This is a genomic window from Variovorax glucosi, assembly GCF_051216695.1.
In the GTDB taxonomy this organism is placed as follows: Bacteria; Pseudomonadota; Gammaproteobacteria; order Burkholderiales; family Burkholderiaceae_C; genus Variovorax.
Genome location: NZ_JBPJZE010000097.1, coordinates 1 through 1,437 on the forward strand (window position 1 = coordinate 1; position 1,437 = coordinate 1,437).

The window sequence follows — 1,437 nt, forward strand, 5'->3', positions numbered from 1 at the left end:
GCGCACGCCACCTCCACCGCCGGGAATGGCGAAGCGCATGTTGATGTTGGTCTGCCGCGCCGCGATCTGCGCGAACACGCCGTCGAACACCTTCTGGCCCGCGCGGTCCTCGTTGAAGCCCAAATGCACGAAGGTCTTCATGAAGTTGCCGCACTGCGAGACGCCCGAGGCAATGGTGTTCTTGATCGCGGCGGCCACCGGGTTGGCCGTGCCCGCCGCATCGCTCGCATCGCGGTGGAAGAAGGTGATCATGTCGCGCAGCGCCGCGAGGCCCAGGCCCATGACCTTCGGGTCCTTCGCGATGTAGACCAGCTCGTACAGGTACGCCGGGTCCCACTTGCCCTTGAGGCAGACGTTCGTCTCGTCGGGCGTGCCGGGGAACGGCGTGGCGGCGCTGCACTTTGCAAACTTCCACTCGCTTGCGGGAATGAGCTGGCGTGCGTCGCCTTCGTTGATGCGGCGCGTGAGCACATAGCCGGGCTTGGTGTTGTCGAGGCTCGCGGTTGCATAAGCCTGCATCGCCGCATTGAACGGGCCGCCCGGCAGGGGCAGCGAATCGTTGTTCGCAGCGGTGGGCAGCAGTTCGGCGCGGTAGGTGCCGGTGATGCTGCTGCCATCGGCGTTCTTCGCGACCGGCACCTTCAGCGTGAGTTTGCCGGGCGCAGCCGGCACATCGCCCTGCCATGCGGCCGTCAGGAACACGTAGCCGCGCGAGGCAAAGTACGGATCGAGGCTCACGATGTTGCCGCGGTTCGGCGCGTCGTAGCGCAACACGCCGCTGGCCTTGGTCATGTCCTTCGGCTTGAAGAGCACGAAGTCCGACGTGTACTCGACCTTGCCGTTGGCATTGAGCGGCGCGAGTTGCAAGTCCTGGATGATGGCGTTGCGGGCGTCCTTCGGATCGACCTCGCCGGTGAAGGTGCCGGTGATCTTCTCGTAGGCGCCCACGCTGCCGAATGTGCCGGGCACGTCTTCGGTCGCGGTGATGGCGAGCTTGTACTTGGGCGCGGTGGCAGTCACGGGCGGTGTCGTTGTCGGCGTTCCGGTGGTAGGCGGTGGCAACAGCACGCCACCTCCCCCGCCGCTTCCACCGCAGGCAGTCAGAAAAAGGGCGGCCGAAGCCACCGTGGCAGCCCAAAGGCTCCAGCGTTTCATGGTTTGTCTCCTTCGTTGTGTGTCTTGTCGCGTTGCGGCGCCGGTCCCCGCTACGGCGCGCGGGCTACTCGGCCTCGATGCCGGCCGACTTCACGATGCGGCCCCACTTCTGCGACTCGCCGGCCTGAAACTTCGCGAGTTCCTCGGGCGAGGTCGTGAACACCTCGGTGCCGGTCGGCTCGTAGAACGCGGTCTTTGCAGCCTCGCTCTTCGCGGCCTTCACCAGCAGCTCGTTGAGCCGCTTGACCACGGCGGGTGGCGTCTTCGCGGGCGCATAGGCCG

The 1,437-nt window shown here is 66.2% G+C and carries 2 protein-coding genes; both read right to left on the reverse strand.

Annotated features, from left to right (window positions below; translation table 11 throughout):
• Nucleotides 1-1,155: alpha/beta hydrolase domain-containing protein (locus ACSFA3_RS23195; RefSeq protein WP_435507795.1), on the reverse strand; the 1,155-nt coding region annotated here is incomplete at its 3' end.
• A gap of 64 nt (nucleotides 1,156-1,219) precedes the next feature.
• A partial coding sequence (locus tag ACSFA3_RS23200) for a tripartite tricarboxylate transporter substrate-binding protein (protein WP_435507796.1) occupies nucleotides 1,220-1,437 on the reverse strand: 218 nt, incomplete at its 5' end.